This is a genomic window from Undibacterium pigrum (genome assembly GCF_003201815.1).
Classification (GTDB): domain Bacteria; phylum Pseudomonadota; class Gammaproteobacteria; order Burkholderiales; family Burkholderiaceae_D; genus Undibacterium; species Undibacterium pigrum.
Genome location: NZ_QJKB01000002.1, coordinates 766,155 through 779,740, shown reverse-complemented (window position 1 = coordinate 779,740; position 13,586 = coordinate 766,155). Strand labels below are relative to the sequence as shown.

The window sequence follows — 13,586 nt, the reverse complement described above, 5'->3', positions numbered from 1 at the left end:
AGGCCCGCCCTCCTGGTTTTATTCGCCCTCAGTCAAATTGAGGAATTGATCGAGGATATGAAAATGGTCATCAAAGAACATTTCTTCCATGCCTTCCAGTTTCTCTATACTGACCCAGGCTGCCTGTGCCGCATCATCGGCAGCGCGGATATCAGGCAAGTGTTCAGTCTGCAAATCAAAGAAATGCGCATGGGTAATCGTGCGGCCACGCAGGCTGCGGCCAGGGTGATCGAACACTTTGACATCAACTAGTGAATGCTCAAGGGTCGATGCCAGTACAGCCAGATTGGTTTCTTCAAACAATTCGCGTATTGCACCCTGGAACAGTCTTTCATTCTGGTCCAGGAAACCACCTGGCAAGGCCCACAGGCCTTTGCCAGGAAAGCCGCCGCGCTGTACCAGCAAGACATGGCCTGCGGCCTTGACCACGGCATCCAGAGTGACGAACATAGGTGCATAAGGGGCTGGCTTCCATGATTCATGGTATGCCAGCAATTGTGCATGCTCTTTTACGAGAACGGCATAGTGCGGCAAGATACTCCAGGCCTTCAAATATTGTCTTATGCTCAGTGGCAGGTAATGAGAAATCACATCAAGCGAGACGCGCATGTCTTCCGCTTCAAACAAGACACGGCGTATGACAGTGGCATCTATCGCCAGCAATTGTTCAGCCGCGACCAACTGCCATTGCGGGAAACGGTTCAGGTAATAGCTGGAAGCATCCTTGAAATGGCCTATCAGGGCTATCCGCTTTGCATAGGGAAAATGCCTTTCGACCTTGCCGCGTATGGCCGCTGACCAGCGCGCATCATCATAGTAATCGCGCACGGCAATATACGACACCCGGTCCCGGTCTGCGGGTGACAGGGTGGCGTTGATCATGTCTGCCCGTTCTTGCCAGGTGAAAGGGTTCTTGGTACTGCGCGCATGAAAAGATGAGCCCAATACCACGACTACTTCTTCTGCGGTTTCCAGTGCCAGTTGCAAGAGCGTGGCATGGCCGTTATGAAAAGGTTGAAAGCGTCCTATCAGTACTGCAACGTCGATTTGCATGGATGACTTCTAAATAATGGTAAAGGTTGAACTTGATCTTCTGGATTTCAATACTTTGCCGCAATCGGCATCTGGCGTCCACTACCAAATGCACGGGCGCGTACCCGTATGATGGGCGGTGCCTGGCGGCGCTTGTATTCATTGCGCGCCACCATGCCTATGATACGGCTCAGGCTTTTCTGCCCAGCTTCTGTCTTTTGCAATTGCTCAACAAAGGCCTGGGCTTTTGCAAATTCATGGGCAGGCAGGCGCTTGCCCTCTATATGCCATTTCAGCATTTCATCAAGCTCATCATACGGTGGCAGGCTGTCTGTATCAAGCTGGTCGGGCGCGAGTTCTGCTGATGGTGGTTTGGTCAGCACATCTTGCGGAATAATTTCACGCCCGGCTGCGCTATTGACATGTTGCGACAAGGCATAGACTTCTGTCTTGTACAAGTCACCTATCAAGCCCAGGCCACCATTGGTGTCACCATACAGGGTACAGTAACCGACAGATATTTCACTCTTGTTACCAGTCGTCAGTAAAAGTGCGCCGAAGGCATTGGAATATTCCATGAGTATGGTGCCGCGTATGCGGGCCTGCAAATTCTCTTGCGTCAGACCTCGCAAGGGTGAGGCAAATGCATCTTCAAAACCCCTGGCATATTGCTCTACCAGACTCAGTATCGGATGTGTATATAACTTGACTTGCAGGTTGTCGCATAACTTGACCGAGTCAGACACTGAACCTGTGCTTGAATACGCAGATGGCATGGTGATGGCGATAACATTTTCAGCACCCAGCGCCTGCACTGCCAGGGCTATCGTCAATGCCGAATCAATCCCACCCGAAGAACCAACCACCACCTGTTTGAAACCGCAACGACGCGCATAGTCTTGCAGCCCCAGCACGATCTGGCGACGGGTAAATTCTGGCACGGACAATCCTATGCTGTCCGGCTTGAGCAATGCTGTGCCATCTATCGCAGTAAACTGTTTATCTGCAAATCCCAGCAATTGAAAATCTTCTTCAAAACGTGCGGCTTCAAAAGTCACGCCATGATCGGATGTGACCGCAAATGAAGCGCCGTCAAACACCAGCTGGTCTTGTCCGCCAACCTGGTTCACATATAGCAAGGGCAGTTGATGATGGGCTGCTGCCCTGGCAAACATCGCATGTCTTTGCTGGCGCTTACCTATGTCCGATGGGCTGGCATTGATGCTGATGATCAAATCCACTTTTGCCGCAGTCAGGGCATTGAAGGGATTAACCTGGTAATCATGCTCTTCATCATTCCAGCCATCTTCACACACCATGAAACCCAGTTTGTGCCCTGCCACATCGAGGGTACTGGCAACTTCCTTGCCAGGCTCAAAATGACGGCGCTCATCGAAGATGCCGTAGGTGGGAAGTAATTGCTTATAGTATTCGGCAACGATCTCACCATTGCGTATCGCCAGCAAGGCATTATGCAGGGCCTTGCCTTGTCCTTTATTTGAACGTACTGTACCTATCACGCTGACGAGACTGGGGTAGTCCCGTGAAGCCTGCATGATATTCGCCAATGCCTGTTCTGCCTTGGCCAGGAAAGCACTGTCTTCGAGCAAGTCGCCAGGGTAATAACCACAGATACAGAGTTCGCTGAATACCGCGACATCGGCGCTTGCCGCCGCAGCTTTTTGCATATGGCTGATGATAGCGGCGCAGTTTCCAGCGAAATCACCCACCATATAATTTAATTGTGCAACTGCCAGTTTCAACATGATGAAAGTCCTGAGTGAAAGTTCTGAGTTGAGCTTGGTCTACATGAGAGGATGATTAAAAACCTGGCGCATATAAGCGAGGAAGGTTTCATCCGTACACAAAGTCTTGCCCGCAGAGTCAGATAATTTGGCGACAGGCTGGCCATTGCAGGACTTGAGTTTCATGACAATATTGAGGGCCTTGATACCAGTGTCATTTGTCAGATTGGTGCCTATGCCAAAACCTGTCATGGTACGGTCAGCAAAATGGCGATACAGGCTGAAGGCAGTCTCAAGATTCAGTCCATCTGAAAACACCAGGCGCTTGGTATGGGCATCTATGCGCAGTTTGGCATAATGTCCCAGGGCTTTCTCGCCCCAGACCACCGGATCACCAGAATCATGACGCAAGCCATCAAACAGTTTGGCGAAGTAAAGATCAAAGTCAGCCAGGAAAGCATCCATGCCTACCACGTCGGTCAGTGCAGTGCCGAGGTCACCACGGTATTCCTGCACCCAGTCTTCCAGTGCCGCTTTCTGGAAATCACGCAAACGCACGCCAAAAGATTGATAAGACTGCAGATATTCATGGGCCATGGTGCCTATGGGCACGAGCTTGTATTTCCTGGCAAGATAGACATTCGATGTGCCCTTGAAAAACTGTGGCACTTCACGCGCCAGTGTGGCGACGACTTCATCATGCCAGTCGCCTGAAAAACGCCTGCGCAAGCCAAAATCAAAGAATTCAAAGGGATGGGTTTTTGGCGCTTCTTTTCCAAATGCACGGACTTGCTCTATCTTGGCTGCCAGCCTGCGCCTGCCTTCAGGCAGCGTGTCTGCCGTTTGCAAGCGGCGGAAATATAATTCATTGACGATATGCAGTACAAAAATCTCAAAGCCCATGACATGCACTTGCGGGCCAGTTGCCACGATCTGCAAATTGTCGCCATCGGTACTGATTTTGATGAATTTGCGCTGAAAATGAAAGACTGTCAAAAAATCAGTGAAGTCGCTTTTGATGAAACGCAATGAGCGCAGATAGTCGAGTTCATCTTCGGTAAAATTGAGCGCGCACAAGTGATCGATTTCACGCTCAACATCAGTCTTCAGTTCTGCCAGTGGATAAGCAGTGGAGTTGCGGCAAACAAAAGCATATTCAGTCTGGGCATTTGGATGACTATGCAGCAGGGCCTGCCACATGGTGAATTTGTATAAATCAGTTTCCAGCAAACTTTGAACTACGGGTTTCATATTTTTCTTTTCCAGTATTACCTGACAAGTATTACCTGATGAATCTCACCTTACAATTATCGCCTGAAAGATATCAGGCATTCGCCAGCAACTCAGGCAATACATCTGCCATCTTCGCAATCTGCACACCCTTGGCAGCCATATCGCGTACAAAGCCTTCAAACTGTGCATCAAAGCCGGTGACTGCACTCATGCAATCAGTTACCAGCACCAGCTTGTGCAAATCGGCTGTGGCGAAATTTTCTACCAGATGTTCAGTAGTCGCTTTCACGCAATGACTGCCTGCTTCGCCAGTAATATACACGCGGTCAGCCTTGCTCAGTTCTGTGATCAATTGCTGGTTCAGTTGCGTATCTGGGTCGCTGTCATCCGGCACTTCTGCCTTGACCGCAGAGTAATGCTCAGTCCAGGGGTTGGAACCCTTGTTGATCTTGGTGACCACACCCAGTTGTTTTTCTTCCCAGGCATTATAGGCTGCACGCACATCGACATGCACATTCTGACCCCACGAACCAATTTCGCAATGTACCGGCCATATCATGAGTTGATAGCGACCCTCTGCTTCCAGTGCATCCAGGTAGGCCAGGGCGCGCGGCAAAGCTTCAGCCTGACGTGGCTGGTATTCGCCAGAGCGCACTGCTGCCGCGGATATAGACGTGAAAGGTATAACTGCCTCACCCTGCCCTGTCTTCCAGAATGTAGGGTGAGCAATATCATAGCGATGGTGTGCATCCAGAGTGATGCTGATGCCGCTGATGCCATCTGCGCCTTTATTGATCAGCTCAGCCACACGCAACATATCAGCATGGGCACCGGGCACTGGCAGGGCTGGAGATAATGCTTCTGCATTATGTACATCTCGTGCCAGATAAGCAGGTGGCAAATCACAGAAATCATTTTGCGGATCAATGATGAGGACTTGCAAATTACGTTTCATGATATTTCCTTTTCTTTTGAAGCTGATTCTATTCTAGGATACTTAGTTATTTTTTGCAACTAAGTAGTCATATATTCTGCGCCGCTACGCAAAAAATGCTAAAACCCCAGAATAAACTATTTACTTTCAATAACTTAGCATAAAAAATCCTTATCCCCTTGCACCGCTCTTCCATAGTCATACTTACAAAGTCTTGCAAATTCAGCGCCTGTAAAACCTGACTCTGCAATAAATTACACTCTGAATTTGCTTTCCAGCACTATTTGTCTGATATTCACCATTAATCACTGCTGTTTGTCCTTGCAAGAAAACAACAAGCACTACATGTTAGTTAATTTATGAAACTATCTTAGTTGATTTAATTCACTAAGATAGTTTATAGTTCGCTTATGCGAGATACTCTTATGCTTGCTAACAATAATAAGATAGAGAAAAACAATGCAAACTACAGTCATCAATAGAAAACAAAGAGCTGATATTGCCCAGGAAACTCTGGCAATACTGGCACGTGGCAACTACATGAATCAGCATGGCGATGAAGTCAGCATACAGGACAGTTTGACGACAGCGAAAAATGCATCTGTCCATTATTTGCCGGAAGAATTACAGCAAATCTTGCTTGCGCTTTCAGTTGGCGAAAGATTTGATACCGCAATCAGTGTCAGCAATGAAGGCTGCCTGACAGTAGCCAGGCGCATGGCATCAGAAGATGGTGCGCGCCCTCTTTGCCTGAATTTTGCTTCGCCAAAAAATCCTGGTGGTGGCTTTCTGGGTGGTTCAGAGGCGCAGGAAGAAAACCTGGCGAAGTCTTCAGGCCTGTATCCCTGCATTGCGCAGATGACGGCCATGTATGAAAAGAACCGTGCCTTGCAATCCTGTCTGTATAGCGATGACATGATTTATTCGCCAGGCGTACCTGTCTTCAGGGATAACGATTATGCCCTGCTGGATCATTTCTACCACGCATCCTTTATCACGGCACCCGCGGTCAACCTGGGTGCATTGAAAAAGAATGACCCTGAGCGCGTCAATGAAGTGGCCAGCGTAATGCTGAACAGGGTCAATCTGGTATTGGCGCTGGCGCTACAGCATGGGCATCAACACCTGGTACTTGGTGCCTGGGGCTGCGGTGTATTTGGCAATGACCCCGGGGATGTTGCTAACTACTTCTTGCAAGCCTTGTCACCCGGATCAGTTTTCCACGGTGCGTTCAAGAACATAGCATTTGCCGTACTGGACAAGAAAAACACCGGAAGCTTTCAGGCTTTCGAAACAAGATTTAAAAATAATGCAAATAACCAATAAAAAAATAAAATGAATAATAAAGATAAAAGTTTCAGCAAATTCCTCAGCTATGTGCTGCGTCACCAGCCTGACTCCATAGGTATCAAACTGGATGAACAAGGCTGGACAGAAATAAGCAGTTTAATGAGTCAGGCCGCAAAGCATGGCAAGCGCTTCAGGCTGGAAGACTTGCACGAGGCCGTACGCTCTTCTGACAAGCAGCGTTTCGCCATCAGTGAAGATGGTTTGCGTATCCGTGCCAACCAGGGGCATTCAGTCAAGGTCGATCTGGCCCTGCCTGTAAGCGTACCGCCTGATGTTTTGTATCATGGTACGGCCAGCCGCTTCATCGCCCCCATCATGAAAGAAGGCTTGCGTCCCGGCTCACGTCATCATGTGCATTTGTCGACTACCATAGCAACTGCGCGCACCGTAGGTGCAAGGCATGGCGCACCAGTTATCTTGCAGGTCATGGCACAACAAATGCATGCCGATGGCTTCCAATTTTTGGTATCGGCGAACGGTGTATGGCTGTGTGACAATGTGCCATCAAAATATTTGATCAGGATGATAGATGACAAGTAAACGACCACATAACAATACTTACTGGGTAAGGCCAGGACAATTGCTGGCGGGTGAATATCCCGGCGCCCTGGATGAGGCAAGTGCAGCAATAAAACTGGAGAAATTTCTTGACTGTGGTGTCGATTATTTCATCGACCTGACAGAAGAAAATGAATTGCATCCGTATGCAAGACTGTTGAAGAAACTGGCTGCAGAACGCGGCGTGCAAGTACAGCATCACCGCTTTTCCATACCAGACCGCAACACCCCGTCTTCAGCAAAGCTGATGCAGGATATCTTGCACACTTTACGCGAAGCACTGGCGAAACAGCGTACCGTGTATGTGCATTGCTTTGGTGGCATAGGCCGTACTGGCACTGTCATAGGATGTTATCTGAGTGAAGAGCATCAGGATGCAAAAGCAGGCCTGGCAGAATTGGCGCAGCTATGGCAACAGATGGAAAAGAAAAACTACTGGCCAGATACGCCACAAACCTCAGAGCAGCATGCCTGGGTAATGGCCTGGCCCGTAGAAAACGAGAAAAAACATGAGAACACTGAAAGAATTGCTTAAGAAAATAGATGAAGGAAAGCAGTTTAACTACCTGCACTTCTGGGGACACAGGCAAGCTGGCTTACAGCCAGACAAGGCTTGCTTCAGTCAATGGTTTATTGCGCCGTTTCAGGTCAATGGCATCACTTACCCTACGGCAGAACATTATATGATGGCTGGCAAGGCCAGGCTGTTTGGTGACGAGATCGTGCTCAGGGAAATACTGGCAAGCAGCAATCCTGACATGGTGAAGCGCCTGGGCAGGAAAGTGAAAAATTATGATGAATCAACATGGGCAGAACATCGCTTGCAGATTGTGGTCGATGGCAATTATGCGAAATTTTCTCAAAACCCGAAACTGGCACAATATCTGCTCAGTACCGCAGACAAGATCATCGTCGAAGCCAGCCCGCTCGACCAAATCTGGGGTACGGGTCTGGCGCAAGATCATCCAGACTGCAATAGTCCGCGTCTATGGCCGGGCTTGAATTTACTGGGCTTTGCGCTGATGGAAGTCAGGCGCAGACTGCTCGCAGAAAACAAAAATTGAAGCAAACATTCGCATGCATCCCACGCATGCGAATTACGCAAAAATGTCGTTTGAATACCGTCTCAGCATCCGTTTAAATATCCATAGACGACAGCCCTGAACTTACCATCCGGGAGCGCGGCTTAGTCGCACTATGGCCGGAGGCAATATGGATATCATCACTGAGCGTCAACACGAATCTTCACTGGCAATCGCCATGCAGGGTAGCAACTATGTGCTGGCTCCCATGAGCTATGTCTTGCCTGGCGAGCAGCGGCCCGTCAGCTATACCTTTGAACCACCCGCAGGTATACCCTGGGAAAACGCCACTTATGATTTACGTGAAGTAGCGATACATGACGCAAGGCAGGCTCAACAGGAAGCTCAGCTTGAACGTGAGGGTTTTGAATTGTGGGATGCGCCTACCTCAGTCAAGAACTTCATGGATCATGAAGAAGTCAGGTCTGATTATTATCAGGAAGCGCGTGAACTGGCGCTGGCTGTCACGGGTGGCAGGCAGGCTTATGTCTTCGATCACCTCGTGCGGCGACGTGAACCCAGACAAGCCACTTTGTCTTTCGGCAAGCGCGCAGAGAGTGGCCTGGCCGCAGCCAATGGCCGCATCCATAATGACTATACAGAACAATCCGGGCAAAAGCGCCTGGCCCTGGTCATTCGCAACATGGAAGTAATGGCACAGATACGGCGCTATTGCATCATCAATATCTGGCGTCCTACCTACAATACAGTACTGGATACGCCGCTGGCAGTTTGTGATGCACGCACGGTCAGGCAATCTCACTTGCTGGCTTGCGATGTCAAATACCCTGAGCGCACTGGTGAAATTTATTTATCCAGATTCTCACCCAGGCATCGCTGGTCTTACTTCTCTGAAATGCAGCCGCATGAGGCACTGATCTTCAAGCAGTATGACAGCCAGTTCAGTGGCGTCTCGCGCTTTACACCACATGCTGCATTTGATCACCCCCATGCACCGCTTGATGCGCCGCCAAGAGAAAGCATAGAGCTGCGTTGCCTGGTAGTATTTTGAAAAGGAGATCATGATGGATACGCCCATTACGACCATGCCTGTCATTGATTTCTGGTTTGAGTTTGGTAGCAATTACAGCTACCTGAGCGTCATGCGCATAGAGCAGGATGCGGCCAGGGCAGGTGTCAGGGTGCGCTGGCAACCGTTCTTGCTTGGCCCCATCTTCCAGGCATTGGGCTGGAACACCTCACCTTTCGTATTGCAAAGAGCCAAGGGTGACTACGTCTGGCTGGACATGGAAAGGCAATGCCGCAAGTATGGCCTGCCATGGAAAAAGCCTGGCAATTTCCCGCGCTCTGCCATCTTGCCGTTGAGAGTGGCTGTGCTGGCTGCAGAACAAAGCTGGATGGCAGAATATTGTCGCCGCATCATGCAAATGAACTTTGCACATGACCGCGATATTGATAACAGGGAAGTGGTGACTGCGGTATTAAATGATATGGGCTTGCCCGCAGCAGAAATCATTGCGCAGGCGCTCAGTGATGAAAATAAACTCAAGCTACGCAAGCAAACTGAACTGGCCATGCACAAGGGCATATTTGGCGCACCAACTTTCTTTGTTGGCGAGCAGATGTTCTGGGGGAATGACAGACTGGATGATGCCCTGCGTTTTTGCAATGACTTATTGATTCATCCTGATGCCTGAGCCTTTGTTTTGCTGGCTTCGCTGAGTAACCAGTCTTTGACTTGCAGGGCGTCCACGCTGAGCCCTGCGTCCGAAACCAGCAGCCAGTAAGCAAAGCCATGTTCACCCTGACTCTTGCCGGGTGCCAGTGCCATCAACCTGCCATCGGCGATAAAGTCCTGTATCAATTCACGCCGTCCCAGTGCTATGCCCTGGCCAGCAACTGCTGCCTGTATCAACTGATCATATTGATTGAAATGCAGGATGCCGCGTGCTCTGGCCGCCTGCATATCTTCCTTGCTGAGCCAGTCATGCCAGGATAGCCAGTCTTTTTTTGATTCTTCAAATTCTAGCAGCGGCCATTGCAGTGCCAGCTTGCCATTTTTTTTGTACTTCATGCCCAGCGAGGGATGAGCGACAGGAACGATGGTTTCATCGAACAGGCGTATGGCATCTGCAGGCACAGATCTGGCATTGGTATAGCGTAGCGCCAGGTCTATGCCATCCTTGTTCTGGTCTATGATTTTATTATTGGCTGAAATGCGCACATCTATGGATGGATACAGTTTTTGGAAGGCATTCAACCTGGGCAATAGCCACAAACCCGTCAAGCCTATGCTGGCGCTGATGGTGACTGGCCTGACTGGTTTGGCCTGCGATTGTGCAAGAATATCACCGGCAATATCCTGCAACTGTTGCAAGGCAGCGTCAGCGCTGCGGAACAGGCGTTCACCTTCGGCGGTGAACGCAATGCTGCGATAGCCACGCACCAGCAAGCTAAGGCCTAGCTGCTGTTCCAGCGCCTGTATCTGGCGGCTGACTGCTGACTGGCTCAGGCACAGTTCATCCGCCGCCAGCGTGATACTCATGTGGCGGCCCACTGCGACAAAACCCCTGAGCTGGTCAAGGAAAGCCAGTCTGGAAAGTGGTAATGACATTCCCATGGTGCATGTCAGTCGTAAATTAAATAAGGATTTTCTTGCAGTATAGTCTTAAGATCAAGCTGCTGTTGCCACCTTGCCCCCAGCTTCCTGAATCGATACAGGCTGCGTCCTGATGAACATGCTGAGCAAGGCAGTCAAGACGCCACCGGCAATAAGGAAGAGATAAACATAGCGGAATTGCTGGAGATTCTGTACCTGTCCACCCAGTATGGTCACGGTGAAAGCCACACCCAGGGCAGAACCAAACTGGCGTACAGCCTGGTTTACGGCACTCCCCACACCAAAGCGCTTGGCAGGCAAGCGAGCCACTGCTGCTCCTGACAGCGATGGCAGCACCAGGCCTACACCTATGCCACTGAGCAGCATGCCGGGCGGCCAGACAGTCAGATAATCGGCCGTCAGGCTGGTGTTCAGATAAAACCATAAGCCGCTCAAAGCGTAGATCAATCCACCTGCGACCAGCAAAGGTTTGTGCCCAAAGCGAGCAACATAACGACCAGAGATAATTGCCACTGGCATAACCATGAGAGGGCCGGGTGTGATGCCAAAGCCAGCCTTGGTCAGGCCATAATGCCAGATTGCCGTCATGAATAAAAAGAAGCTCAGGAACATGGCGGTAAAAGCTGCACCAAATACCAGGGTGGCGGCATTCACAAAGCGGTAATTCCTGTCCTCGAACAAACTCAAATCAACTGCCGCATGTGGCTTGCCTTTAGCCCAAAAAATAAAGACAAGAAGTATCGCTACGCCAGCACTAATGGTGGCTAGAGTAGATGGTGCCAGCCAGCCCCAGCTGTCAGACTGGACTATGCCCAGTATCAGCAAGCCGCTGCCTGCGATGAGCAAGAACACGCCTGGCCAGTCAAAGCGATGGCCGGTTTCCAGGTTGCGTGATTCTGACAGGCTTAGCGCCGCCCTGATCATGGCAATAATACCTATAGGAACATTGATCAGAAATGCCCATTGCCAGTTGATGCTCTCTATGATGAGCGCACCTGCACTGGGCCCGACTGCCGCCGCCAGCGCAGCAACCGCACCCCACAGGCTGACGGCAATGGCACGCTTCTCGATAGGAAAAGCCTGCAATACCAGCGCCAGAGAAGTTGGCGTCAGCAAGGCCGCACCAACCGCTTGCAAGACACGGAAAAAGATCAGCATGCCCGTGCTGTTCGCCACACCGCATAAACCCGATGCCAGGGTGAATACGCCCACACCAATGATGAACAAACGCTTGCGCCCCAATAAATCTGCCAGGCGACCGGCCGGCACGAGCAATGCAGCATAGACAATGGTATAGGCGTTCAACACCCAGGACAGCTCACTGGGACTGACATCCGGAAAGGCATGGCGCAAGGCAGGGAAGACAGCAAAGCCTATGGTGGCATCCAGTGACACCAGAAATACGGCAACGCTGGCCAGGGCGAAAGTTGGCCAGGGGCTGAGGTTTTTCATGATGTTTCTCCTGTCTTCTCAAACTCTGCAATTTTGCCAACCAGGGCGGCGGCGACTCCTTCAATAAGAAAGCGCACTGCTGCGGAATGAATCTCTGGCGTGCGCAAGATACGCCGGTGTCCGGTTCCGGCGCTTGCCACCAGACTGGCTTGCGGCCAGGCATCGACTAGGGCCTGGCTTTCTGAATAGGGCATTTCTTTGTCTTCAGGATCATGCATGATCAGGGCGGGGTGACGCATGCCATGCTGTAGTTGCGACAGATCCATGGCTGACAGTGGTGAGCCTATGCGGCTTGCCAGCATGTCTTCCAGTTGCTGCCTGCTTGCTTCATCCAGGCCACCTGCCCTGGCCGCATACTGGAATACGCGTGTCAGTGAGGCCGGGCCACACAGATGCACACTGGCTCTGACTTGCACACCTTGCGCAAACGCATACAGGCTGGCGGCTGAACCTACTGAATGGGCGATAGTCGCAGTCAGTGGCCCCAGATGATTGGCCACGGCGACAACGGCCTTGCCATAGTCGAGCACATTGGTCGTTTCGCCTTGCGATGCACCGTGTGCCGGTGCATCCAGCGCCGTCACACTAAAACCTGCTTGCAGCAAGGGGGCGACAAAGCCTGCCATATGGCTGGCGCGGCTTTCCCAGCCATGTAGCAGCAAGACTTGCGGCCCCTGTCCCCAGGTCCAGGCACGCAATTCCAGCCCGGCATATGGAATGCTGACGGGCCGCGCATGCGTCAGTGCCTTTTTATCATCTTCAGTTTCTGCCTGTCTTTGTGGCCTGGTGAATGCCTGCAAGATCATGTCCATGATGGGCTTATTTGTTGCATTACTTGTTACATCATTTAATGCACTATTTGCTGCTCTGGCTGGTGTATTCATGCTGCCCCCGAAATTAGATGACGAATATAATCCAATGGATGTTGATTATCATCTAAAATAGAGATTCGTGTCAAACATGATTAAAGACAGTAGTCTTTCTTTCTAAAAAGAGAACTTTGACTGACAGATTTTTGAGGAATAAAGCAATGAGAACTACCCGCGAACAAGCCGCGCAAACCCGTGAGCGCATAGTAGAAACCGCTGCCCGCCTGTATCGTGAACATGGCATCAATGGCATAGGCGTGGCCGACCTGATGAAAGAAGCCGGACTCACGCACGGCGGTTTTTACAAGCACTTCGAATCCAAGGAAGCCCTGATTGCCGAAGCCTGTAGTACCGCGCTTGAAAGCACGCGCACAGAACTGCTGCGCAAGACAGAACTGGTCAGCGACGAAGAAGCCATCGCCAGCCTGGTGCATAGCTATCTGAGCCGGGCGCATAGCGAACATCCAGGCCATGGTTGCGCGATTGCAGCACTGGGGGCAGAAGCCGCGCGTGGCGAAGCGGCAAGCAAGGAAGTGATGGCGCAAGGGGTAGATGAGTTACTCGCCATCATCAGCAAACAATTGCAGCGTTCAGGTGCTAAGGATGATGCAGCTACCGCGCATGGAGTCCTGTCTTCGCTGATCGGTGGCTTGCTGTTGTCGCGCATGATGGACAAGCCAGCAAACGTTAAGGCGGTATTGCGTGACACCAGCGATTTTGTACTGAAGGCAGTACAGAAATAATGATGAA

General features: G+C 50.8%; 14 protein-coding genes. 7 read left to right on the top strand and 7 right to left on the bottom strand.

All coding sequences use genetic code 11. The features are described 5' to 3' along the window. Window positions 1–18: 18 nt before the first annotated feature. From DFR42_RS10465 to DFR42_RS10450, 4 genes are all read right to left on the bottom strand, one after another. Window positions 19–1,053, bottom strand: coding sequence for a bifunctional nicotinamide-nucleotide adenylyltransferase/Nudix hydroxylase (locus DFR42_RS10465; RefSeq protein ID WP_110254886.1), 1,035 nt, complete (start codon window positions 1,051–1,053; stop codon window positions 19–21). A 47-nt stretch (window positions 1,054–1,100) separates the two neighbouring features. Beyond that, a complete protein-coding gene (locus tag DFR42_RS10460) occupies window positions 1,101–2,798 on the bottom strand; it encodes an NAD+ synthase (protein ID WP_110254885.1) in 1,698 nt (565 codons plus the stop codon). A 39-nt stretch (window positions 2,799–2,837) separates the two neighbouring features. Next, a complete protein-coding gene (pncB, locus tag DFR42_RS10455) occupies window positions 2,838–4,028 on the bottom strand; it encodes a nicotinate phosphoribosyltransferase (protein ID WP_110254884.1) in 1,191 nt (396 codons plus the stop codon). Window positions 4,029–4,101: 73 nt separating this feature from the next. Further along, window positions 4,102–4,965: a cysteine hydrolase family protein gene (locus DFR42_RS10450; protein ID WP_110254883.1), complete on the bottom strand. Its 864-nt coding sequence runs from the start codon at window positions 4,963–4,965 to the stop codon at window positions 4,102–4,104. Window positions 4,966–5,403: 438 nt separating this feature from the next. Here DFR42_RS10450 and DFR42_RS10445 point away from each other — a divergent pair, with 438 nt between their 5' ends. From DFR42_RS10445 to DFR42_RS10420, 6 genes are all read left to right on the top strand, one after another. After that, a complete protein-coding gene (locus DFR42_RS10445) occupies window positions 5,404–6,270 on the top strand; it encodes a TIGR02452 family protein (RefSeq protein ID WP_110254882.1) in 867 nt (288 codons plus the stop codon). A 9-nt stretch (window positions 6,271–6,279) separates the two neighbouring features. Continuing rightward, window positions 6,280–6,834, top strand: a complete 555-nt coding sequence (locus DFR42_RS10440) for an RNA 2'-phosphotransferase (protein WP_110254881.1) — start codon at window positions 6,280–6,282, stop codon at window positions 6,832–6,834. Beyond that, entirely contained in the window at window positions 6,824–7,387 is a 564-nt protein-coding gene (locus tag DFR42_RS10435; RefSeq protein WP_110254880.1) for a protein-tyrosine phosphatase family protein, read from the top strand. The genes DFR42_RS10440 and DFR42_RS10435 overlap by 11 nt, the downstream gene beginning before the upstream one ends. After that, window positions 7,362–7,916, top strand: coding sequence for a riboflavin biosynthesis intermediates N-glycosidase (locus DFR42_RS10430; protein WP_110254879.1), 555 nt, complete (start codon window positions 7,362–7,364; stop codon window positions 7,914–7,916). The genes DFR42_RS10435 and DFR42_RS10430 overlap by 26 nt, the downstream gene beginning before the upstream one ends. A gap of 148 nt (window positions 7,917–8,064) precedes the next feature. Then, window positions 8,065–8,946 (top strand): CmcJ/NvfI family oxidoreductase, encoded by an 882-nt coding sequence (locus DFR42_RS10425; protein ID WP_245936906.1) that lies wholly within the window; start codon window positions 8,065–8,067, stop codon window positions 8,944–8,946. Between the two features lie 13 nt (window positions 8,947–8,959). Beyond that, window positions 8,960–9,592, top strand: coding sequence for a 2-hydroxychromene-2-carboxylate isomerase (locus DFR42_RS10420; RefSeq protein WP_425450872.1), 633 nt, complete (start codon window positions 8,960–8,962; stop codon window positions 9,590–9,592). On the opposite strand, the gene DFR42_RS10415 is transcribed toward DFR42_RS10420, so the two are convergent. Genes DFR42_RS10415 through DFR42_RS10405 form a run of 3 tightly spaced genes read right to left on the bottom strand, consistent with a single transcriptional unit; the run spans window position 9,577 to window position 12,851 of the window. After that, window positions 9,577–10,509 carry a LysR substrate-binding domain-containing protein gene (locus DFR42_RS10415; protein ID WP_110255018.1) on the bottom strand — a complete coding sequence of 311 codons (933 nt, stop codon included), beginning with the start codon at window positions 10,507–10,509 and terminating at the stop codon, window positions 9,577–9,579. The genes DFR42_RS10420 and DFR42_RS10415 overlap by 16 nt on opposite strands. Before the next feature lie 60 nt (window positions 10,510–10,569). Further along, window positions 10,570–11,967, bottom strand: a complete 1,398-nt coding sequence (locus DFR42_RS10410; RefSeq protein ID WP_110254877.1) for an MFS transporter — start codon at window positions 11,965–11,967, stop codon at window positions 10,570–10,572. Then, complete coding sequence (locus tag DFR42_RS10405) at window positions 11,964–12,851, bottom strand: alpha/beta fold hydrolase (RefSeq protein ID WP_110254876.1); 888 nt, start codon at window positions 12,849–12,851, stop codon at window positions 11,964–11,966. Before DFR42_RS10405 ends, DFR42_RS10410 begins: the two co-directional genes overlap by 4 nt. Window positions 12,852–12,997: 146 nt before the next feature. Between DFR42_RS10405 and DFR42_RS10400 the strand changes: the two genes are divergently transcribed. Continuing rightward, window positions 12,998–13,579 carry a TetR/AcrR family transcriptional regulator gene (locus DFR42_RS10400; protein ID WP_110254875.1) on the top strand — a complete coding sequence of 194 codons (582 nt, stop codon included), beginning with the start codon at window positions 12,998–13,000 and terminating at the stop codon, window positions 13,577–13,579. Window positions 13,580–13,586 lie beyond the last annotated feature (7 nt).